Genomic DNA, 20,797 nt, shown 5'->3' on the forward strand with positions numbered 1-20,797 from the left:
CCATAAATGGGAGCGGGATTCTCAGACCTTCACGATCCCGCGCTCGATCAGACTATGCGCGGTCGCGAGGATCGCCTCCTCGGGCGCATCGTCCATCCCAATGTCTTCATCGCATGGCTGCTGTCGCCGCCGCGGACGTTGCCGAGTTCGGCGACGAGCTGCTTGAGTTCGGGACGCACCAGCGCGAGCAGCTTGAGCAGCCAGTCGGGCATCTTCCGCTTCGGCACTTTTCGCGCCTGTTCGCCCAGGTTCGCGCGGAGCAGGTTCGCGACATCGATCATCTTCAGGAATGGACCCGAGCAGACGTAGCGTTCATCGCGCATATCGGGCGCGGTCAGCGCGCGATAGTGAAGGTCGGCGACGTCGCGGACGTCGATGATCCCGAAGCCGATGTCGGGGCACATCGGCACCTTGCCCTCGAGCAATTGCTTCACCAGCTCGATCGAGGTCGAAAGGTCGTCCGACAGCAACGGCCCGAACACCGCGGCGGGGTTGACCGAGGCGAACTCCATGCCGCCGCCCTCCGCCCTCGCCCAGTCGCGCGCCGCGCGTTCGGCGACGGTCTTCGAGCGCGGATAGGGCATGACCTCGGGATTATCGAGATTGGTCCAGTCGGCTTCGCTATAGATGTCGCGGCCTTTGCCATGACCATAAGCGATCGCCGCCATCGATGAGGTCAGGACGAACCGCTTGACCCCTGCCGCTTTGGCGAAGCGCAATGCGCGGAGCGCGCCCTCGCGCGCCGGAACAATTAGCTCGTCGGCATGTTTCGGCACGTCGAGCGGAAAGGGCGATGCGACATGCGCGACATGGCTGCACCCCGCCATCGCCTCGGCCCAGCCAGCGTCGTTTTCGAGATCGGCGGCGAAGAAGCGTAGCCTCCCGTTGTCGACGCCGAGCCAGCCGCGCACCTCGGCTTCGCGTTTCAGGTTGCGGACGGTCGTGTGGACGGTCCAGCCGTTTTCGATCAGCTGCCGGATCAGGAAGCCCGCGATATAGCCGCTGCCCCCGGTGACCAATGCCGTGCCCGTCATGCGCGCCTCCCCTCGCTCCTTATGCGGGGAAGATAGCGCATGCGGGTTGCGGGCCGAAACCTTATTTCAGCAGCACCAGTTCCTCGGCCATGCTCGGGTGCAGCGCGACCGTCGCGTCGAAATCGGCCTTGGTCAGGCCTGCTTTCACGGCGATTGCCGCCGCCTGCAGGATTTCCGGCGCGTCGGGGCCGATCATGTGCAGGCCGACGACCTGGTCGGTCGCGGCGTTGACGATCATCTTGTACAGCGCGCGCTCGTTGCGGCCCGCGAGGACATTCTTCATCGCGCGAAAATCGCTGGTGTAGACGCGGATCGAGCCGAGCTTGTTGCGCGCCTCGGCCTCGGTCATCCCGACCGCGCCGATCGGCGGATGGCTGAACACCGCGCTCGGGACATTGGCATAGTCGACGACGGTGGGCTTGCCGCCGAACACCGAGTCCGCAAACGCCTGCCCCTCGCGGATCGCGACGGGCGTGAGCTGGATGCGGTTGGTGACGTCGCCGACGGCGAAGATGCTTGGCACCGACGACTGGTTCGTCTCGTCGACCTTGATCGCGCCATCCTTGTCGAGTTCGACGCCGATGTCTTCGAGGCCGAGCCCCTTGCTGTTCGGAACGCGCCCCGCGGCGACAAGCACCGCGTCGGCCTGGATCGGATCGCTATTCCCCAGATGGACGGTCAGCGAACCGTCGTCATTCTTTTCGATCGACTGGAAGGGCGCGTTGAACTTGAACTCGATGCCCTTGGTCATCGAGATCTGAAGCAAGCGGTCGCGGATCTGCTCGTCATAGCCGCGCAGGATCGTGTCGCCGCGGTTGACGATCGTCACCTTGCTGCCGAATTCGTTGAAGATGCCGGCGAATTCGTTGGCGATATAGCCGCCGCCCGCGATCACGACGCGCTTCGGCAGCGTTTCGAGGTGGAAGACCTCGTTCGAGGTGATCGCATGTTCGCTGCCCGGGAATTCGGGGACGTGCGGCCAGCCGCCGGTCGCGATCAATATCCGCTCGGCGCTGATTTCCTGCCCGTCGGCGAGGCGGACCTTCTGCGGGCCGATCACGGTCGCGCGCGTCTTGAACAGCGTGACCTTGTGATTGTCGAGCGTCTGGCCGTAGAGGCCTTCGAGCCGGTCGACCTCGGCGAGCACATTGTCGCGGAGGCGATTCCAGTCGAACTTGCAGTCGGGGACGTCCCAGCCGAATTGGCGCGCGTCCTTCAGATCCTCGGCGAAATGCGCGCCGTAAACGAGCAGCTTCTTCGGCACGCAGCCGCGGATGACGCAGGTGCCGCCGACGCGATACTCCTCCGCCAGCGCGACGCGCGCGCCGTGCGACGCGGCGATGCGCGAGGCGCGAACCCCGCCCGACCCGGCGCCGATGACAAACAGGTCGAAATCAAACTCGCTCATTCAAAACCCCTGATCCTTATGGTCGCGTGTAATTCGCGTCGGCGGCCTATGTGGTTACCCCGGCATGCGATGCCAATCGAATTTTGCGGTCACAGTGATGGAGCGGAGGGCTATTCGCCGCGCGCGGCCTTCATCAGTGCCTGAGTCGCGGCGTCGAATTCGACCGTTCCTTCGGCAAGACCCTTGGCCATTTCCTTGCCCAGTTCGACCCCGAACTGGTCGAACGGGTTGATGCCGAGCAGCACGGCATTGGCGAACACCCGATGTTCGTAGAAGGCGATCAGCGCGCCGAGGCTGCGCGGCGTGACCTGGTCGAGCAGGATCGTGGTCGACGGACGGTCGCCCGGATAGTTGCGCGCGCCATCCTCGCTGGCGCGCCCCGTCATCAACGCCGCGCCCTGTGCGATGCAGTTCGCGACGAGCGTTTCGTGATGCGCATCGTCGAGCAGATGGTCGGGCTCGCGCGCAACGACGAACTCGACCGGGGTCAAGTGCGTGCCCTGATGCAGCAGCTGGAACACCGCATGCTGCGCGTCGGTGCCGACCCCGCCCCAGGTGATCGGCGCGCTTTCGCGGCCGACGGGCTGGCCGTCCAATGTAACCGACTTGCCGTTCGATTCCATTTCGAGCTGTTGCAGATAGTCGGGAAGCAGACGCAGCCGTTCGTCATAGGCAAAGACCGCGCGCGTCTGGCAGCCGAGGCGGTTCGCATAAATCTGGTCGGCGAAGGCGGCGAGCAGGCAGATATTGTCGGCGCCGTCGGCAAGGCGGAAATGGCGGTCCATCTCGGCAGCGCCCTCGAGCAGGTCGGCAAAAGCGTCCCAGCCGAGCGCGAGCGCGGCGGGAAAGCCGATCGACGACCAGAGCGAATAGCGCCCGCCGACGCTTTCGTTGAACGGCAGGATGCGCGTTTCGTCGATGCCCCACTCGATCGCGCGTTCGGGCTTTGCGGTCAGCGCGATGAAGCGGCCGAGGGGGTCGGTAACCCCGGCTTCTTCGAGCCAGAGCAGCGCCGAATTCGCGTTGAGCAGGGTTTCGGTCGTCGTGAAGGTTTTCGAAGCGACCGCGACCAAAGTATGTTCGGGGCTGAACCGGGCGAAGGCTTCGTCGAGCGCAGCGCCGTCGACGTTCGACACCACCGCGACGTCATAACGGTCGCTGTGGCGGCCGAGCGCGTCGATGAGCAGATCGGGGCCGAGCGCCGATCCGCCGATGCCGATGTGGAGCAGGTGGCGGATCTCGCCGAACGCGCCGGCCTCGATCGCGTCGATCATCATCCGCATCCGCTGGTGCAATGCCTGCGCGGCGTGGACCGACTCCGGCGCACCGTCGCCGCGTTCGGCGCTATGCTCGGCGGCGCGGTCTTCGGTCGGATTGGCGATGCCGCCCGAGAAGAGCGTCTTGCGCCGGCCCCCGAAATCCTGTGCGTCGGCGAGGCCCGAGAGAATATCGACAGCCGCCGCATCGAGATGCGTCTTGGCAAAGTCGAAACGGATGTCGGCGACGCTCCGCACCAGCGCCTGCAGGCGCGTTTCGGGGTCGGTGGCGACCAGATCGGTCAGCTTCTGCGGCTGCCAGTTCGAAAGGGCCTGCCAGGCGTCGGATGCGGTTGTCATCGTCTATTGTCCTCGAAGGGGGAGTGAATCGCGGACTTTCTCTAAGCCCACGGCCACCCGCGCGCCAGTGTCGTCCACCGATATTTGCTTGACGTGGCAACCTATTCATCGCCAATGCGCGGCATGACCCAAGCCAGCTTTACCGCCGATGTCACGCCCCCGACCGGACCCGCGCCGTCGTCCCCGACCCCGGCACCGGTGTCCGCCAAGGAAGAGGCGGTCGACACCGTCCGCTTCCTCGCGCTGCTCGCGATCGCGGTGCTGATTTTCCGTAGCTTTTTCCTGTCGCCGTTCAATATCCCGTCGGAATCGATGCAGCCGCGGCTGCTGATCGGCGACTATCTGCTCGTCAACAAGATGGCCTATGGCTATTCGAAATACAGCCTGCCGTTCAGCGCGCCGCTGATCCCGGGCCGAATTTTCGCGCGCACGCCCGAACGCGGCGACGTCGTCGTGTTCAAGGCGCCGCCGGTTGCCGACAATGATTATATCAAGCGCGTGATCGGCCTGCCCGGCGACAGCGTGCAGGTGAAAGAAGGCATCGTCTGGCTGAACGGCAAGCCGCTGAAGCGCGAAGCCATCGCCGATTTCGTCATTCCGGTGACGCCGAACATGGTCGAAGCCTCGCGCATGACGGGCACCCTGCCCTGCTATTCGCCCGAGTTCGAGGAAGTCGCCGCCGACGGCCAGCGCCAGTGCCGCTACAAGCAGTTCAAGGAAACGCTGCCGAGCGGCAAAAGCTATAACATCCTCGACATCACGACGATCCCCGAGGACAATACCCCGCTTGTCGTCGTGCCTGCGGGCCATCTGTTCCTGATGGGCGACAACCGCGACCGCAGCGCCGACAGCCGTTTCCCCGCGATGGAAAATCAGGGCATCGGCCTCGTTCCCGAGGAAAACCTGGTCGGCCACGCACTGGTCGGCATGTTCTCGACCGACGGATCGGCGAGCTGGATCAACCCGATCAGCTGGTTCACCGCCGCGCGCTGGGGCCGCATCGGGGACGGTTTTTGAACGATCCGCTTAACACCGGGGCGCTCGCCGAGATCATCGGCTGCACCCCGGACGATCCGGCGCTCTACGATCTGGCGCTGACGCACGGCAGCACAGGGCGCGCCGATTACCAGCGGCTCGAATTCCTCGGCGACCGCGTGCTCGGGCTCGTCATCGCCTCCGAGCTCTACACGCGCTTTCCCTCGGCGAGCGAGGGCGAGATGTCGTCGCGCCTGCATGTGCTGGCATCGGGCGCGACCTGCGCCGCGATCGCGCAGCGGCTGAAGCTCACCGACCTCGTTCGCTTCGGCGCGCAGGCGCGGAGCGATGGCGGGCGGTATAGCGACAATATCGCCGCTGACGCGATCGAGGCGCTGATCGGCGCGATCTATCTCGACCAAGGCGCCGATGCCGCGCGCCGCTTCATCCTCACCCACTGGGATGATATGATAGACGGGCAGCAGGAAGCACCCAAGCATCCCAAGGCCGCGCTGCAGGAATGGGCGCTGGCGCGCAAACGCCGCCCGCCCGAATATGAAATCATCGCGCGCGAAGGCCCCGACCACGCCCCGCGCTTCCGCATCGCGGTCAGTATCGGCAAGCTCGCGCGCGCCGAAGCCGAAGGCGCATCAAAACAGGCGGCCGAAAAAGCCGCAGCGGCGGCCCTGCTCGCCGAACTCGAAGGAATGAAGTTATGACCCACCGTTGCGGATTTGTCGCCGTCGTCGGCGCGCCCAACGCGGGCAAATCGACGATCGTCAACGCGCTCGTCGGCCAGAAGGTCGCGATCGTCAGCCCGAAGGCGCAGACGACGCGCACGCGGTTGATGGGCGTTGCGATGGACGGCGAAACGCAGATCGTGCTGATCGACACGCCGGGCATCTTCGCCCCGACGCGCCGGCTCGACCGCGCGATGGTCGCGGCGGCGTGGAACAGCCTCGACCAGGCCGAAGCGATCCTCGTGATGATCGACGCCGCGGCAAAGCTCGGCGAGCGCGCCGAGCGCGTGCTGCAGGGGATCGAGGGGCGGCCCGAGAAGAAGTTCCTCGTCCTCAACAAGGTCGACCTGACCAAGAAGGACAAATTGCTGACGATCGCGACGCAGCTCAACGAGCGCGTCAAATTCGACGAAACCTTCTTCATCTCGGCGAGCACCGGCGACGGCGTTCCCGAACTCAAGGCGACGCTGGCGGCGCTGATGCCCGAAGGCCACTGGCATTTTCCCGAGGACGAGGTCAGCGACGCGCCTGAGCGTATGCTCGCGGCCGAAATCACGCGCGAGCAGCTCTATCGCCAGCTCCACGAGGAACTGCCGTACCAGTCGACCGTCGAGACCGAGAAGTTCACGACGCGCCCCGACGGCAGCGCCGAAATCCACCAGCAAATCCTGGTCGCGCGTGACAACCAGCGCGCGATCATCCTCGGCCACAAGGGCGAGCGGATCAAGGAGATCGGCAGCAAGTCGCGCGCCGAGCTGACTGAGCTGCTCGGCCGCAAGGTCCATCTGTTCCTGCATGTGAAGGTCAAGGCGAACTGGGACGAGGACCGCGGCGTCTATCGCGACATGGGGCTTGATTGGGTCGATTGACCCTTTTCTCGTCATTCCCGCAAATGCGGGAATCCCGCTTTTTCCTCGCGGTCGCCGAAACTTGATCCCCGCCTCAGCGAGGATGACGACAGAGGAGTTAAATCCGCCGGCAGTCGTTCGGCGGCGGGTTGCCATCGAAGCGCGAGGTGATCCAGCCGATCGTTTCCTGCGAACTTTCGCGCGCGCTGGCCCCGTGATCGCCCGTCATGTCGATCCAGCGCAGCGGCGTTCCGCGCCGGCAGACCGATTTGGCGAACTTGCGCGTGACCGCCGGCGCGACGATCGTGTCGTTGCGGCTCTGCGCGATCAGCAGCGGTCCCGGCACGCGCGCGGGATCGGCGCTGTTGGTGCGCGCGAAGGAGCCGAAGGGCTCGATCTGCGCGATATCCTTGTTCTTCGTTGCGCGGACGATGGTGAGGATGCCGAGGATGGTGCCAAGCTTCGGCTTCTTGTCGAAGCTCACGCAATTATTCTCGGCGAGCCGATGAATGATGCCCTGGTTCGTGCGGTTGGCGATGGAATCGAGCGAAAAGCCATAGAGCGTCGACCAGCTGTGCAGCGTGAAGGACAAAAGCAGCGCACGCGCATTCTTGTCGCTGCCTTCGCGGAGATTGGCGGCGAGATCGGTTGGCGGGGCGGCCGCTGCGGTCGCGATGAGCCGCAAATCGGGGGCATAGGAACGCGCGGCGATTGCGGTCCAGAGCGCTGCATGGCCTCCCTGCGATTCACCCCAGACCGCAAAATCGGCGCCGGCAGCAGCGCCGGGGATTTCGCGCGCCGCACGCACGCCGTCGAGGACCGACTGCGCTGTGTCCGGGCCGACGAGGAACGGATGCATCGTCGGGTTGGCAAGGCCGATATAATCGGGCGCGACGACGACATAACCGCTGCGCACCGCATCGATCCCCGCGGTGGCGGCGAAGAAATTCGGGCTGAGCGAGGGCGCGCATTTCTCGGCGACGCCCCAGGCGCCGTGGGTCCAGGCGATCACGCGGCGCGGACGCGGCGGAATCGCCTCCATCGGGGCGGCAACGATGCCGGTGACGGCGAAGCGTTGGCCATTGCCGTTGGTGGTCCAATATTGCACGCGCCACGCCTGCACGCCCGGCGGCGCGTCGGTCATGGGCTGGGCGGAGATCAAATATCGGGAAGACTGCGCCGCGGCGGGCAACGAAAATACCGAGAATATGGTAAGCAGGGCGGCGGCAAGCAGGTGGCGCATGGACAGTCTCCCGGATGATCACCGTAACACGGCTTGGCGGCGACGGGAACGCGGACTGTAACGTCCCCCAAAAATTCGTCATTCCCGCGAAAGCGGGAACCCAGCGAGCAACCGATGCAGCTGGGTTCCCGCTTTCGCGGGAATGACGAGATAAAGGGGCGAACGCCTTTCCGCCGGCGTTATTCGGCCGCCTTCTTCTTCGCCGGAGCCTTCTTTGCAGGCGCTTTCTTGGCTGGGGCCTTCTTCGCCGCAGCCTTCTTTGGCGCTGCTTTCTTCTTGCCCTTCGCCGGCCCCTTTGCCGCGCGTGCGTCGATCAGCGCGATCGCCTCTTCGAGCGTCAGCGTCGCGGGGTCGGCGCTCTTGGGCAGCGTCGCGTTGGTCGTGCCGTCGGTGACATAGGGACCGAAGCGTCCTTCCATCAGCTTCATCTCGCCGCCGCTCGTCGGATGCGGGCCGAAGGTGTTGAGCGGTTCGGCCTTGGTGCGCCCGCGCCCGCCGCCGGCTGCCGCTTCGGCGATGCGGACGACCGCGGTGTTCATGCCGATGTCGAAGATTTCGGCGGTGCCGGTCAGCTTCGCATATTTGCCGTCGTGGAGCAGATAGGGGCCATAGCGCCCCAGCCCCGCCATGATCGGCTTGCCGCTTTCGGGGTGCACCCCGACCTCGCGCGGCAGGTTCAAGAGCCGGATCGCATAATCGAGATCGAAATCCTCGCCCGGGATATCCTTCGGGATCGACGAGCGCTTTGCCTCCTTGCCGTCGCCGAGCTGGATATAGGGACCGAAGCGCCCGCTGCGCTTGGTAACCTCCAGCCCGGACTCGGGGTCGGTGCCCATCGCCTCGGGGCCGGTATCGGCACCGTCACTGCCGCCCGGCTGCGCAAATTTCCGCGTATATTTGCAGTCGGGGTAATTGCTGCACGCGATGAACGGCCCGAACTTGCCGCCGCGCAGCGCCAGCTTGCCGGTGCCGCAATTGGGGCAGATGCGCGGGTCGCTGCCGTCGCCCTTGTCGGGGAAGAGATAGGGGCCGAGGAATTCGTCGAGCGCCGCGGTAATCTCCGACGGCTTCTGCTCCATCACCTCGCCGGTGCGCGGCTTGAAGTCGCGCCAGAAGCGTTCGAGCACCGCCTGCCACTGCGCGCGGCCGCCCGAGACGTCGTCGAGCTCTTCCTCGAGCCCGGCGGTGTAATCATATTCGACATAGCGCGCAAAAAAGCGTTCGAGGAACGCCGTCAGCAACCGCCCGCTTTCTTCCGGAATGAAGCGATTCTTTTCGACCGTCACATAGGCGCGATCCTTCAGAACCTGCAGGATCGCCGCCCAGGTCGATGGACGCCCAATCCCCAGCTCTTCCATCTTCTTGACCATGCTGGCTTCGGAATAGCGCGGCGGCGGCTGGGTTTCGTGGCTTTCGACCTCGACCCCCGTCTTCGCGGGGGCATCGCCCTTGGCCATTGCGGGCAGCAGGCGTGCGTCGTCATCGTCATTGCTGTCGTCGCGGCCTTCGTCATACAGCGCCAGAAAGCCGGGAAATTTGATGACCTGTCCGGTGGCGCGCATCATCGTTTTTCCGGTGCCGTCGGTCAGGTCGATGCTGGTCCGCTCCAACCGCGCCGAGGCCATCTGGCTCGCCATCGCGCGCTTCCAGATCAGCTCGTACAGCCGCGCATGATCGCCGCTGCCCGCCTTGTCTTTTGAAAAGTCGGTCGGACGGATCGCTTCGTGGGCCTCCTGGGCATTTTTTGCCTTGGTCTGATAGAGACGCGGCTTGTCGGGGACATAGCCGCCGTCATAGCGGTTCGCGATCGCGGCACGCGCCGCGCTGATCGCGGCACCGTCCATCTGGACGCCGTCGGTTCGCATGTAAGTGATCGCGCCGTCCTCATAGAGTCCTTGCGCGACCCGCATCGTGTGGCTGGCGGAAAAACCCAGCTTGCGCGCGGCCTCCTGTTGCAGCGTCGATGTCGTGAAGGGCGGCGGCGGGTTGCGCGTGAGCGGCTTGGTTTCAACCGCATCGACGGTGAAATGCCCCGCCTTCACATCGGCTTCGGCAGCGCGCGCATCGGCTTCGCTGGTGATCGACAGCCGCTCGATCTTGTCGCCGCGCCATTGCGCAAGGCGCGCCTTGAACGGCGTGCCCGACATTTCGAACAGGCCGGTGATCGACCAATATTGCTGCGCAACAAAGGCTTCGATTTCGCGCTCGCGTTCGACGATCATGCGGAGCGTAACCGACTGGACGCGGCCCGCCGATTTGGCGCCGGGCAGCTTGCGCCACAGCACCGGCGACAGCGTAAAGCCGACGAGATAATCGAGCGCGCGGCGGGCGCGATAGGCGTCGATCAGGTCGTCGTCGAGCGCACGCGGCTGCGCCATCGCGGTGAGCACCGCATCCTTGGTGATCGCGTTGAAGGTGACGCGGTCGACCTCGGCGGGCAGCGCCTTTTTGCTGCGCAGCAATTCCTGCACATGCCAGCTGATCGCCTCTCCCTCGCGATCAGGGTCGGTCGCGAGAATCAATCGATCAGCGGTCTTTGCCGCGTCCTGGATTTCCTTCATCCGCTTCGTCTTGTCGGGATACAGCTGCCACTGCATCGCGAAGCCGTCGTCGGGATCGACCGATCCGTCCTTGGGCGGCAGGTCGCGAACATGGCCGTAGGACGCCAGCACTTTGAAATCGCGCCCCAGATATTTCTCGATCGTCTTCGCCTTTGCGGGCGATTCCACAATTACCAATTGCATGAAAAACCTTTAGTCCTAGCTGTCCCTTACGTACGTACGCGTGAGGGTGGCGCCGACGGGCGCCGCGTCAACCGAAAATTTCCTGTAACGTCGATGCCGGTTGCTCGATGTTCAAGAGCAGCGCCACCGCGGCCAGATAGCTCCCCACAACACCGATCGCCGCGGCCAGGTTCGTCGCCACCAGCCACCCGAACCCATATTCAAACGCCAGAGCCGGCGCCGCGATCTCGACCGCCAACGGCGCCACCGATAGCGCGAACAGGATCAACCCGACGCCAAGCGCGGCGGGCCAATGCACCGCAAGCATATCCCAGCTTCGCTGCATCGCCGCGCGGCGGCCGCCCTCGTCGCGCACGAGCAACGCGCCGGCGAGATACCAGCGCGCAAAGACATAGAGCCCGGGCAATATCAGGAGGACGAGCCCCAACAACACGCCGAGCCCGACCAACAGGCCCTGCAAATAGACGCTCAGCGAATTAGCGGCGGACATGGCGGCGGCAATTCCAGCCTGCGCAAGGGCTTCGCGGGTGATCCAGACCTGAACGAAGGTGATGGCAATGCCATAGACAATCAGGATTCCGCTGCCGTAGCCGCCCGTCCGTTCGATGGCAACATCCGACGCAACCCCCGCTGTCGCGGTTGCCAGCCAGGCAACCAAAACGGTGCCCGGCATGGCGACCGCCATATCCCATGTCCGCCGCAAAGTGGGGACGAGCAAACTCGCATCATATTGCATTTACCGACGTTCCCCCTTCGCCCGACTGCGCGCGAGGGTGGCGGGGATCGTTTGATTCCGTCAAGCCGGATTTTGCATCAACTGCCTGCTATTTGAAATCGGTGGGCAGGAGGCATTTGCCCGCGTCATATTTGCCGACGCTGCGGATGATTTCCCGGCCGTCGGGTCATACGAGCGAAATCTTCGCTCCGGCATGGCGCTCGACGCGCCCCGCCAGTTCGAGTTCGAGCAGGACGAGCTGGACGGTCGCCGCCGCCTGCCCCGACTGCCGCACCAGCTCATCGACCGCGACGGGCGTCGGGCCGAGCAGGTCGATCAGCGACCGGCGTTCGCCCTCGCCGGCATCGACCGGCGCGGGCGCGGCGGCGTAACTCTGCACCGGTTCGCGGACCATGCGCGCGTCGATCGGCCCGACCGCTTCGAGCACATCGTCGACCGTCTGGATCAGCGTCGCGCCCTCGCGGATCAGCAGGTTGCAGCCCTGCGCGCGCGGATCGAGCGGCGAGCCCGGCACCGCCATCACCTCGCGTCCATAGTCGCCGGCGCGGCGCGCGGTGATCAGCGATCCCGATTTGGGCGCCGCCTCGATCACCACCGTCCCGTGCGCGATCCCGGCGATGATGCGGTTGCGCGACGGGAAGTGACGTGCAAGCGGCTCGGTGCCCGGCGGCTGTTCGGCGATAAGCAACTGGTCGCTCGCGATCTTTTCCTGCAGCGCGGCGTTTTCGGGCGGAAAGGCGATGTCGATTCCGCTCGCGATGACGCCAACGGTCGATCCGCCGAGCGCGCCGATATGCGCGGCGGTGTCGACCCCGCGCGCCAGCCCGCTAATCACCGTCACGTCGCGCGCCGCCAGATCGGCCGCGAGCTGGCGCGCGAAGCGGCATGCGATCGCCGACGCATTGCGCGCACCGACGATCGCGACGCATGGGCGGCGTAGCATCGCGGTATCGCCGCGCACGACGACGACGGGCGGCGCGCCCTCGACCTCGCGCAGCATCGGCGAATAGCCGTCCTCGTCGCTGAAAATATGGCGTGCGCCGAGCGCCGCCACGCGCTCGATCTCACGCTCGGCGGCCTCGACCGGTGCGATGCGCGCCTTCCCTGCCCCGCCGCGCAGGACGAGATCGGGCAGCGCATCGAGCGCGGCCTCGCCCGATCCGAAGCGCTGCATCAGCTGATGCCAGCTGACCGGCCCGACGTGCGGCGTGCGGGTCAGCCGCAGCCGCGCCAGCCGCTCGGCGTGGGTCACGCTCCGCCTGCTCCTTTGGGGGCGTCCTTCTTTCCGCCAACCCGCGGCTCGGTCCCGGCGCGCAGCCGTGCGATATTTTCGCGGTGGCGCCACAGCACGATTACTGCGAGGCCGGCAAGGCCGATGGCATAGATCTGATGGCCGAAGGCAAGCGCGGCGAGCGGTGCCGACACCGCGCCGAGCATCCCGCCGAGCGACGAGATACGCAGCAACAGGACGGTGCCGAGCCACACGATGGCGAACACCAGCCCGATCGGCCAGGCGAGCGCGAGCGCAAGGCCCAGCAATGTCGCAACACCCTTTCCGCCGCGGAATTTCAGCCACACGGGATAGCAATGGCCGATCATCGCCGCGGCGCCCGCGATCATCGCGGCATGGTCGCCGAGTTCGGGGACGAAATGGCGCGCGAGCAGCACCGCGACAGCGCCCTTTGCGCCGTCGAGGATCAGCGTCGCCGCCGCCAGCCCCTTGCGTCCGGTACGCAGCACATTGGTCGCGCCGATATTGCCCGACCCGATCTGGCGCAGGTCGCCCGCACCGAACAGGCGCGTCAGGATCACGCCGAACGGGATCGACCCCAACAGATACCCCGCGGCAATCAGCAAATATAAAGTCATGACGCTCCCCGCTCCGTTCGGCGCCAGTGTGGCGATGTTGGACGATGCAATCAACGGATTAGGATGGCTTGGCCGCCAAAACGGATTAACCCGTCGCCCCCGCGAAGGCGGGGGCCGCTGTTGGCCTTGCTCAACATCTCCAGCGGCCCCCGCCTTCGCGGGGGCGACGGGAAGCAATTGAGCACCGCTCTTTGCGCTGCTAGGCGAAAGCCCATGAACGCTCCCGCGCCCGATGCGCCCATTCTCTTCTTCGACAGTGGCCTTGGCGGGCTCACCGTGCTGGGGCCGACGCGCGCGCTGCTTCCGACCGCGCCGTTCGTCTACGCCGCCGATTATGCCGGGCTGCCCTATGGCAAGAAGAGCAACGACGAACTCGCCGCACGGGTTCCCGCGCTGCTCGGCCGCCTCGTCGAACGCTACCAACCGCGGCTTGCGGTCATCGCGTGCAACACCGCCTCGACGATCGCGCTCGCCCATGTCCGCGCCGCACTCGACCTGCCGATCGTCGGTACGGTGCCCGCGATCAAGCCCGCCGCCGAGCTGACCAAGAGCGGCGTCATCGGTGTGCTCGGCACCGAGGCGACAGTACGCCAGCCCTATGTCGACGATCTCAGCGCAAAATTCGCCGCCGGCAAGACCGTGCTGCGCCACGGCAGCCCGGGTCTGGTTACCGGCGCCGAGGCGAAGCTGCGTGGCGAGGCGGTAGATCCCGACACGATCGCGCGCGCGATTGCGGGCCTGCGCGACCAGCCCGGCGGCGACCGGATCGACGTGATCGTCCTTGCCTGCACGCATTTTCCGTTGTTGCAGGACGAATTGCAGGCTGCGGCGGGGCCCGGGGTGACCCTGATTGATGGCGCCGCGGGCATCGCACGGCGCATCGCCTATCTGACCGAAGGCCAGCCGTGGCCCGCCGCGGCCGCCCCCGGTGTCGCGGTCTTCACGCGCAGCGACGACCGTCCACCACCGCCGCTCGCCGCGCTGGCTCCCTATGGCATCGGCTCGATCGAGACGATCTGATAGGACAATTTGTCCCATAAGTTGCGAATCGTTCGCACTGGATTTCAGCCAGATTCGGCGTTATTGGCCCGCCTGTTAATCGCCGCCGGAGGGAGCGGCCCAAGAGCCTGATTGGCACCTGACTGCGGGGCTGAAACGTGAACTATAACGACATCTTCGCTCGGGCCATCGACCGGCTGCATGAAGAAGGACGCTACCGCGTCTTTATCGACATATTGCGCAATCGCGGTGCTTTTCCGAACGCACGCTGCTTTGCCGGCCACAACGGGCCGAAGCCGATCACCGTGTGGTGCTCGAACGACTATCTCGCGATGGGCCAGCATCCCAAGGTCATCGAAGCGATGGAAGGCGCGCTGCACGACGTCGGCGCGGGTTCGGGCGGAACACGCAATATTGGCGGCAACACGCATTATCATATCGATCTCGAGCACGAACTCGCCGACCTGCACGGCAAGGACGGCGCGTTGCTGTTTACCTCGGGCTATATCTCGAACGAAGCGACGCTCGGTACGCTCGGCAAGCTGCTCCCGAACTGCATCATCTATTCGGACGAGCTCAACCACGCGTCGATGATCGCGGGCATCCGCAACTCGGGCTGCGAAAAGCGCGTGTGGCGCCACAACGACCTTGCGCATCTGGAAGAACTGCTCGCGTCCGACGATCCCGAGGCGGCGAAGCTGATCGCGTTCGAAAGCGTCTATTCGATGGACGGCGACGTCGCCCCGATCCACGCAATCTGTGACCTCGCCGACAAATATAATGCGCTGACCTATTGCGACGAAGTCCATGCCGTCGGCATGTACGGCCCGCGCGGCGGCGGCATTTCGGACCGCGATGAAGCGGCCGATCGCATCACCATCATCGAGGGCACGCTCGGCAAGGCGTTCGGCGTGATGGGCGGCTATATCGCCGCCGACAAGAATATCATCGACGTGATCCGCAGCTATGCGCCGGGCTTCATCTTCACGACCAGCCTGTCGCCGGTGCTCGTCGCGGGTGTGCTCGCGAGCGTGCGCCACCTGAAGGCGTCGAGCGTCGAGCGCGACGCGCAGCAGGAAGCCGCGGCTTACCTCAAGCAATGCTTCCGCGACGCGGGCCTGCCGGTGATGGATTCGACGACGCACATCGTCCCGCTGATGGTCGGCGACCCGGTGCGCGCGAAGAAGATCAGCGACATCCTGCTCGCCGAATATGGCGTCTATGTGCAGCCGATCAATTTCCCGACCGTGCCGCGCGGCACCGAACGCCTGCGCTTCACGCCGGGTCCGGCGCATGACGAGGCGATGATGCGCGAGCTGACGAGCGCGCTGGTCGAGATCTGGGACCGGCTCGAACTGCAGCTTCAGAAGGCCGCGTGACGACGGCACCCGGTTTCGATGACGTCGTCGTCGGACGCCGCTCGATCCGCGGCTTCCTCGACAAGCCCGTTCCGAAGGCATTGATTACCGAAATCCTCGGGGTCGCGATGCGCGCCCCCTCGTCGTTCAACAACCAGTGCTGGAATTTCTCGGTCGTCACCGGCGCACCGCTCGCGGCGATCCGGCGGGGCAACACCGACGGCATCCTCGCGGGCAAGCCCGACAGCCGCGAATTCCGCCGCTTCGACGGCATCGCCGACGATCATCGTGCCCGCCAGATCGAGATCGCCAAACAGCTTTTCGGCGCCATGGGCATTCAGCGCGACGACAAGGATGGGCGGCAGGACTGGGTGCTCCGCGGTTTCCGCCAGTTCGACGCGCCGGTGAGCGTCGTCGTGACCTATGACCGCGTCCTGCTCGGTAGCGACATCGCACCGTTCGATTGCGGTGCCGTCACCAACGCGCTGGTCAACGCCGCCTGGTCGCGCGGGCTCGGCTGCGTGATCAACAGCCAGGGCATCATGCAAAGCCCCGTCGTGCGCGAGCATGCGCGCATCCCCGACGATCAGGTCATCATGATCTGCGTCGCAATGGGTTGGCCCGATGCCGATTTCCCGGCCAATGCGGTGGTATCGAACCGCAAGGGCGTCGATGACGCGGTGCGCTTCGTCGGTTTCGACGATTAGCGCCCCTTCGACAAGATCGGCATGACTCGATAGGGTGTGGGGCGAATCCCTCCCTGCTCGCGAAAGATTATCATGCCGACACAGCGTTATAGCTATACCGCCATCACGCTTCACTGGCTCATCGCATTGCTGCTGGCATTCCAGATCGCGCTCGGCTGGGCGCTCGAGGGGAATAACAGCCCCGAATTGTTCGCGCGCTACCAGCTGCACAAATCGATCGGCATCACGATCCTGCTGCTCAGCCTTGCGCGCCTTGCGGCGCGCCTGTTCACACCGCGCCCGCCCGCATCCGACGGCCCGGTATGGACGCGCGCGCTCGCCAGCACGGTCCACGGGCTTTTCTACCTGGTGATGATCCTCGGCCCCCTCACGGGGTGGCTGCTCGTCTCAACCGCGCGGGTTCAGGTGCCGACCTTGCTCTACGGCCTCATCCCCTGGCCCCACCTGCCCGTTGCCCGGAGCTGGCATGAGCCCGCGGAATCGATCCACGGCGCGATGGCTTGGCTCGCGATCGGACTGTTCGCGCTCCATATCGCGGGTGCGCTGCGTCACCAGTGGCTGCTCGGCAAGCCCGAACTCCAGCGAATGCTTCCCTTTGCGCGCGGCAAGGCCGCGGGGGTCGCCATCGGCGCGCTGGCGCTCGTCGGTGCTGCTTTTGTCGCGGGCCAGACGGTCTATCCCGAACGGCCCCGGCCCGCTGCCGAAAAAGCGGCGCCGCCTCCGGTCGCCACGCCAACCACATCGGCTATCGTTCCCGTAGCGAAGGATGACGAAACGACGGCGATCGAGGCGGCGGAGGAAGTGCCGGAGGATACAGCCCAGCCGCTCGCCGACTGGACAGTCGCGCCCGGCGGACGGCTCGGCTTTACGGCGCGTTGGAACGGCGAGGCGGTCGATGGCCGTTTCGATCGCTGGCGCGCCGCGATCCGTTTCAGCCCCGACGAGCTCGCCAAATCGACCATTCGCGTCACGGTCGACCTCGCTTCGGCCGACACCGGCGACGGCCAGCGCGACGATTCGCTGAAGAGCAGCGATTTCTTCGATGTCGGCGCGCACCCGAGCGCGGTCTTTGCCGCGCGCGACATCCGCCACCTTGGCGGGGATAAATATGAAGCGCGCGGCACGCTCGACCTGCGCGGCGCCAGCAAGCCCGCGACGCTGCGCTTCACGCTGCGTATCGACGGTGACCGCGCGCGCGTTTCCGGAACCGCGCGGATCGATCGCACCGCCTTTGGTGTCGGCCAGGGCGAATGGGCAGCAACCGACGCGATCGCCGCCGCGGTGGATATCGCCTTTTTCTTCAACGCGACGCGCCCGGCGTCCTGATCGATCAGGATGACGGGCGCATCATGCCCCAGAAATGCGGGCCGTCGGGGACGTCCCACTCCACTTGCGTGATGAAGCCCAGCCGCTCGTAGAGAGGTACATTTTCGGGCGTCGCGGTCTCCAGCCAACAGGGCAGACCTTCGGCATCCGCGACGGCCGTCTGCGCGCGGATGATCCGCCCGCCATGCCCCTTGCCCTGATGCCCGGGGCGGACGCCGACATAATGGAGATACCAGAAGCGCCCCTTGGGCCGGTGGGCATCGATGCTGCCCTGCACCTTCAGCCCGCGCGGCAGAGCGGTGCCGAAGGTCGCAACGAGCGGGATCACGGTGCGCAGGAATTCGACTGGACCGCTATGCGCCTGTCCCGGTGTGCGCCAGAGCGCCGCCGCCTCGTCGCCCGGCGAACGCAGCGCGATCCCGGCACGGGCGTCGACAGGAACGAGGGTCCGAAACAGGCTGCGGAGCGCGCGGGCGCGATGATCGGGATCGGGCAAGATCCACGATAGCGCGGGGTCGGTCTGAAAGGCCTGCGCCAGCGTTTCGGCAATCGACGGCAGTTCGGCGACCCCCGCCGGCAAGATCATATCGGTCATTGCGCCTCCCCCAAATGAGTGGAGCAGCTGTTGCGCCGCTTGGCAAGACTAGCGCGGGCGTTTGTCCAGCCGCAGCGCCCACGCATAGCCGCGATAAAGGCGCGTCACCGCGAGCCGCGCGCCGGCGTCGTTCGCAGCCTCGCGCGCGGCTTCGATCAACAGCGCGCGCGGTTCGACGTGAAAGCGCGCGAGCCAGGCGAACAGCGCAGCGCGGAACCAGTCGGGCATTTCCTCCTGTTGCCCGAAATCGACAATGTGCAGCGATCCATAGGTCGACAGATGGCACATCGCTTCGCGGATCGCGCCCTGCCAGTCGGGGATCATCGACAAGGTATAGCTTTGAAAGATGCGGTCGAAACTGGCGGTGCGGAACAGCGCGTTCGGATCGAAACCCGTCGCGTCGGCCTGCGCTACGCTCACCCTTCGGGTCAGCCCCGCGTGGGCGATCGCGGCGCGCGCGGTCTTCAGCATTTCTTCCGAAATATCGATGCCATGGAATTTCGAGCCGGGCCAGCAGCGCGCCGCCGCGATCAGGTTGCGCCCGGTGCCGCAGCCGATTTCCAGCACATGCCCGCCGACCGGCGGCGTCAGCTCGTCGATCAACCGGTCGCGCCCCAACAGATAATATTTGCGCGTCAGGTCATAGATATGCCGCTGACCGCGATAGACGCCGTCCATGCGCGCGGCGTGCCCCTCCCCCCCGGTCATGGCATCAGTCTTTCAGGATATAGAGATGGACCCCGCCATAAATGGCCGAACGATCGCGCCGCGTAAATGCAAGCGATTCAGCCGCGCGATAATCCCACCGCCGCAGCAGGTCGTCGGGGAGCCGCCCGGGGAGCAACGTCGGTTCGGCAGCGGTACGGAAGAGAACGCGCGCGCCGGGACGCGCGGTGCGCGCGACCTCGCTCCACAGCGCGGTCAATTGCGCGTCGCTCATCCAGTCCTGCGCGTCGAGGAAGATATAGCGGTCGAAGCTCGCGGCGTCGGCGGCGGCCAGCATGTCGGTCATGTTCGCGTGCAGCATCGTGACCCGCTCGGCGCGCGCGCGGACGGCGGCATAATGGACTGCCTGCAAATAGGGCGGCAATGACGCCCCCGCACCCTTTCCATAGCTGCGGCCAAAGGCCTGCCAGGCGAAGTAATTGTCCTCGAGCGGGAAATCGCAGGTTAGTTTTTCGAGGCGTCCGCGCAGAACATCGGCCATCGGCTTTCCGTCGGCCAGCGTGTCATATTGGGCCGGCGGGATGCCGAGCCCGAACAGCGACGATCGCTGGTCGGTGACCCAGCGGATGAACTTGCGGTCGAAGAAGGGCGCGAATTTCGTCTCGAAGATCGCGCGCTGTTCTTCGATCGTCCTGGCTTCGAGGAACTGGCGCGGATCGACGCGGTGCATCCGCGCGACAAGGTGGGCCAGCCCGATAAAGCTGCCGAGCAGCCCACGCTTGTAGAGCCCGTGCGCGAAGCCGTTGATCCGGCGCCGCCCGACGAGGTCGCGGCCTTCCCAATAGCGCCGGCTCGTCTCGTCGAGGTGCGGGCGGACAAAAGCGCGATAATCGGCAATATTGCCGCTGCTATCGGCGTCGGCGAAAAAGCGGCGAAGGCTGGCGTGATCGGGAAGCCGCTGGATCGCCACGCGTTTCAGATTGTTGAGAGCGACATGCGCGGTGTTGAGGTCGACCGCGACGATCTCCGCCGGGTCGGCCGTCAAATAGGAGAAGACGTTGCAGCCTCCGCTCGCGATCGTCGCGATCCGGTTGCCCGGCGCGATCGCCAGCGCCTCCATGTCGACGACCGGGTCTTCCCAGATCTGGGCATAGACGAGACCCTTGAAGGCCAGCGCAAAAGCGCGGTCGAGCAGGCGTTGTTTCTGTTCGCCATCCTCGCGAACGACGGCGGCGGCGATCTTGCGATTGGGTTGGCTGGCCATTCGAATGGGTTCCCCGGACAATGTTGATCCGGGGCCGCGCATGGCAGGCTTTCATGCGATTTCCGTGCCGGTTCGATGACAATCCGGCGACATGGGTGAAATTCTTTCCTCGTCATTCCCGCGAAGGCGGGAATCCCGCTTTTGCCGCATTAGCGGGATTCCCGCCTTCGCGGGAATGACGAAGTTATTTGCTAGTCCCGGCAATAGCCCTCGCCCGACTTCACGATCAGGCATTCCTTCTTGCCAGCGAGATATTTGAGGCCGGTTTCGTCGCCGCTGCCGCGATGCAGACTCAGTTCCTCGGCGCCGCGCTTGAACTTGATGCCATGCTCGCTGTCCTCGCCGTCATAGGTCCCCTTTGTGTCGAGGTCCGACTGCATCTCCAGCTTATACTTGCCCGGTGCGGCGGGGGTGATCGTGGCGTACATGCCCTCGACCCCGGTCCATTTGCCCGCCCAGCTCGCGAAGCGATGCGGCGCGGTCGCGGGATCGGTCGCCTCGGCGCCTTCGGGCGGCATGGTTTCGACCGGAACCTCGGTGGTCGTGGCATCGGTCGGCGCAGGCGCGGGCGCCTCGGCCTTTTCGCAACCGGCCAACAGGACCAGCGCCGCGGCGCTCGCCAAAATTACACTCTTCTGCATCATGCTTCTCCTTCCCCGTTCAAACGCT

Annotated in this window: 19 protein-coding genes; 7 read left to right on the forward strand and 12 right to left on the reverse strand. The window is 65.5% G+C overall.

The window, feature by feature from the left end:
- Positions 1-47: 47 nt before the first annotated feature.
- The 3 genes from J2X38_RS09760 to pgi all read right to left on the reverse strand — a co-directional run bounded on the left by J2X38_RS09760 (position 48) and on the right by pgi (position 4,058).
- Positions 48-1,034: an aldehyde reductase gene (locus J2X38_RS09760; RefSeq protein WP_310253562.1), complete on the reverse strand. Its 987-nt coding sequence runs from the start codon at positions 1,032-1,034 to the stop codon at positions 48-50.
- Positions 1,035-1,095: 61 nt separating this feature from the next.
- A complete protein-coding gene (gene gor / locus J2X38_RS09765) occupies positions 1,096-2,442 on the reverse strand; it encodes a glutathione-disulfide reductase (protein WP_310253564.1) in 1,347 nt (448 codons plus the stop codon).
- Between the two features lie 110 nt (positions 2,443-2,552).
- Positions 2,553-4,058 carry a glucose-6-phosphate isomerase gene (pgi, locus tag J2X38_RS09770; protein WP_058538540.1) on the reverse strand — a complete coding sequence of 502 codons (1,506 nt, stop codon included), beginning with the start codon at positions 4,056-4,058 and terminating at the stop codon, positions 2,553-2,555.
- A gap of 198 nt (positions 4,059-4,256) precedes the next feature.
- Between pgi and lepB the strand changes: the two genes are divergently transcribed.
- The 3 genes from lepB to era are packed head-to-tail and all read left to right on the forward strand — an operon-like array spanning position 4,257 to position 6,642.
- Entirely contained in the window at positions 4,257-5,075 is an 819-nt protein-coding gene (gene lepB, locus J2X38_RS09775) for a signal peptidase I (protein WP_058538624.1), read from the forward strand.
- Positions 5,072-5,752: a ribonuclease III gene (rnc, locus tag J2X38_RS09780; RefSeq protein WP_310253567.1), complete on the forward strand. Its 681-nt coding sequence runs from the start codon at positions 5,072-5,074 to the stop codon at positions 5,750-5,752. The genes lepB and rnc overlap by 4 nt, the downstream gene beginning before the upstream one ends.
- Positions 5,749-6,642, forward strand: coding sequence for a GTPase Era (gene era, locus J2X38_RS09785; protein ID WP_056374665.1), 894 nt, complete (start codon positions 5,749-5,751; stop codon positions 6,640-6,642). Before rnc ends, era begins: the two co-directional genes overlap by 4 nt.
- 97 nt (positions 6,643-6,739) lie before the next feature.
- Here the strand turns inward: era and J2X38_RS09790 are convergent, their stop codons facing one another.
- From J2X38_RS09790 to plsY, 5 genes are all read right to left on the reverse strand, one after another.
- Positions 6,740-7,864, reverse strand: coding sequence for a lipase family protein (locus J2X38_RS09790; RefSeq protein ID WP_310253570.1), 1,125 nt, complete (start codon positions 7,862-7,864; stop codon positions 6,740-6,742).
- 179 nt (positions 7,865-8,043) lie between these two features.
- Positions 8,044-10,608, reverse strand: coding sequence for a type I DNA topoisomerase (gene topA, locus J2X38_RS09795; RefSeq protein ID WP_310253572.1), 2,565 nt, complete (start codon positions 10,606-10,608; stop codon positions 8,044-8,046).
- Between the two features lie 67 nt (positions 10,609-10,675).
- Positions 10,676-11,293: a hypothetical protein gene (locus J2X38_RS09800; protein ID WP_310253574.1), complete on the reverse strand. Its 618-nt coding sequence runs from the start codon at positions 11,291-11,293 to the stop codon at positions 10,676-10,678.
- 217 nt (positions 11,294-11,510) lie between these two features.
- A complete protein-coding gene (gene dprA / locus J2X38_RS09805) occupies positions 11,511-12,596 on the reverse strand; it encodes a DNA-processing protein DprA (RefSeq protein ID WP_310253576.1) in 1,086 nt (361 codons plus the stop codon).
- The gene (gene plsY, locus J2X38_RS09810) at positions 12,593-13,213 is read right to left on the reverse strand and encodes a glycerol-3-phosphate 1-O-acyltransferase PlsY (RefSeq protein ID WP_310253578.1); all 621 of its coding nucleotides are present in this window, start codon (positions 13,211-13,213) and stop codon (positions 12,593-12,595) included. Before plsY ends, dprA begins: the two co-directional genes overlap by 4 nt.
- Positions 13,214-13,426: 213 nt before the next feature.
- On the opposite strand from plsY, the gene murI reads away from it, so the two are divergent.
- The 4 genes from murI to J2X38_RS09830 all read left to right on the forward strand — a co-directional run bounded on the left by murI (position 13,427) and on the right by J2X38_RS09830 (position 17,603).
- Complete coding sequence (murI, locus tag J2X38_RS09815; protein ID WP_310253580.1) at positions 13,427-14,233, forward strand: glutamate racemase; 807 nt, start codon at positions 13,427-13,429, stop codon at positions 14,231-14,233.
- Positions 14,234-14,370: 137 nt separating this feature from the next.
- Positions 14,371-15,591: a 5-aminolevulinate synthase gene (gene hemA / locus J2X38_RS09820; protein ID WP_310253583.1), complete on the forward strand. Its 1,221-nt coding sequence runs from the start codon at positions 14,371-14,373 to the stop codon at positions 15,589-15,591.
- Positions 15,588-16,277 carry a nitroreductase family protein gene (locus J2X38_RS09825; RefSeq protein ID WP_310253585.1) on the forward strand — a complete coding sequence of 230 codons (690 nt, stop codon included), beginning with the start codon at positions 15,588-15,590 and terminating at the stop codon, positions 16,275-16,277. Before hemA ends, J2X38_RS09825 begins: the two co-directional genes overlap by 4 nt.
- A 72-nt stretch (positions 16,278-16,349) precedes the next feature.
- Positions 16,350-17,603: a YceI family protein gene (locus tag J2X38_RS09830; protein WP_310253587.1), complete on the forward strand. Its 1,254-nt coding sequence runs from the start codon at positions 16,350-16,352 to the stop codon at positions 17,601-17,603.
- Between the two features lie 4 nt (positions 17,604-17,607).
- Here J2X38_RS09830 and J2X38_RS09835 read toward each other — a convergent pair whose 3' ends face one another.
- The 4 genes from J2X38_RS09835 to J2X38_RS09850 form a co-directional block, all read right to left on the reverse strand.
- A complete protein-coding gene (locus J2X38_RS09835) occupies positions 17,608-18,198 on the reverse strand; it encodes a GNAT family N-acetyltransferase (RefSeq protein WP_310253588.1) in 591 nt (196 codons plus the stop codon).
- Between the two features lie 48 nt (positions 18,199-18,246).
- Positions 18,247-18,906, reverse strand: a complete 660-nt coding sequence (locus tag J2X38_RS09840) for a class I SAM-dependent methyltransferase (RefSeq protein WP_310253590.1) — start codon at positions 18,904-18,906, stop codon at positions 18,247-18,249.
- Between the two features lie 4 nt (positions 18,907-18,910).
- A complete protein-coding gene (locus J2X38_RS09845; protein ID WP_310253592.1) occupies positions 18,911-20,128 on the reverse strand; it encodes a DUF3419 family protein in 1,218 nt (405 codons plus the stop codon).
- Positions 20,129-20,319: 191 nt separating this feature from the next.
- Entirely contained in the window at positions 20,320-20,772 is a 453-nt protein-coding gene (locus J2X38_RS09850; RefSeq protein WP_310253595.1) for a hypothetical protein, read from the reverse strand.
- Positions 20,773-20,797: the final 25 nt, after the last annotated feature.

The sequence above is a fragment of the Sphingopyxis sp. BE235 genome (genome assembly GCF_031457175.1).
Taxonomy (GTDB): domain Bacteria; phylum Pseudomonadota; class Alphaproteobacteria; order Sphingomonadales; family Sphingomonadaceae; genus Sphingopyxis.

Excerpts from the sequence above, each read along its gene's own strand:
- J2X38_RS09835 (WP_310253588.1), bottom strand. The coding sequence starts at position 18,198 with ATGACCGATATGATCTTGCCGGCGGGGGTCGCCGAACTGCCGTCGATT.
- J2X38_RS09830 (WP_310253587.1), top strand. The coding sequence starts at position 16,350 with ATGCCGACACAGCGTTATAGCTATACCGCCATCACGCTTCACTGGCTC.
- J2X38_RS09800 (WP_310253574.1), bottom strand. The coding sequence starts at position 11,293 with ATGGCGGTCGCCATGCCGGGCACCGTTTTGGTTGCCTGGCTGGCAACC.
- plsY (WP_310253578.1), bottom strand. The coding sequence starts at position 13,213 with ATGACTTTATATTTGCTGATTGCCGCGGGGTATCTGTTGGGGTCGATC.
- murI (WP_310253580.1), top strand. The coding sequence starts at position 13,427 with ATGAACGCTCCCGCGCCCGATGCGCCCATTCTCTTCTTCGACAGTGGC.
- J2X38_RS09760 (WP_310253562.1), bottom strand. The coding sequence starts at position 1,034 with ATGACGGGCACGGCATTGGTCACCGGGGGCAGCGGCTATATCGCGGGC.
- J2X38_RS09790 (WP_310253570.1), bottom strand. The coding sequence starts at position 7,864 with ATGCGCCACCTGCTTGCCGCCGCCCTGCTTACCATATTCTCGGTATTT.
- J2X38_RS09840 (WP_310253590.1), bottom strand. The coding sequence starts at position 18,906 with ATGACCGGGGGGGAGGGGCACGCCGCGCGCATGGACGGCGTCTATCGC.
- topA (WP_310253572.1), bottom strand. The coding sequence starts at position 10,608 with ATGCAATTGGTAATTGTGGAATCGCCCGCAAAGGCGAAGACGATCGAG.
- gor (WP_310253564.1), bottom strand. The coding sequence starts at position 2,442 with ATGAGCGAGTTTGATTTCGACCTGTTTGTCATCGGCGCCGGGTCGGGC.
- J2X38_RS09845 (WP_310253592.1), bottom strand. The coding sequence starts at position 20,128 with ATGGCCAGCCAACCCAATCGCAAGATCGCCGCCGCCGTCGTTCGCGAG.
- pgi (WP_058538540.1), bottom strand. The coding sequence starts at position 4,058 with ATGACAACCGCATCCGACGCCTGGCAGGCCCTTTCGAACTGGCAGCCG.
- J2X38_RS09850 (WP_310253595.1), bottom strand. The coding sequence starts at position 20,772 with ATGATGCAGAAGAGTGTAATTTTGGCGAGCGCCGCGGCGCTGGTCCTG.
- era (WP_056374665.1), top strand. The coding sequence starts at position 5,749 with ATGACCCACCGTTGCGGATTTGTCGCCGTCGTCGGCGCGCCCAACGCG.